This window comes from Halomonas sp. ND22Bw (assembly GCF_003011945.1).
In the GTDB taxonomy this organism is placed as follows: Bacteria; Pseudomonadota; Gammaproteobacteria; order Pseudomonadales; family Halomonadaceae; genus Halomonas; species Halomonas halophila.
Map to the genome: position 1 here is coordinate 1 of NZ_PXWD01001309.1, position 255 is coordinate 255.

Annotated in this window: 1 pseudogene; it reads left to right on the forward strand. The window is 65.9% G+C overall.

The features are described 5' to 3' along the window. A pseudogene (locus tag CVH10_RS22415) lies at positions 1 to 255 on the forward strand (PD40 domain-containing protein); the annotation flags it as partial.

Consider the following 255-nt stretch of genomic DNA (forward strand, 5'->3'; position numbering starts at 1 on the left):
ATCAGCTTCGGCGGCGGGCGTTATGCGACGCCGGTGTGGAGCCCGCGTGGCGACCTGATCGCGTTCACCAAGATTGCGGGGCCGTTCCGCATCGGTATCATGAACCCGCGCGGATCGGGCGAAAAGTTGCTGACCACTGCCTGGCAGGAGGAAGGACCGTCGTGGAGCCCGAACGGCCGCGTCCTGATGTTCTTCCGTCAGGGGCAGGGCAATGCAGGCAAGGCCGATCTGTGGTCGGTCGACCTGACCGGGGTG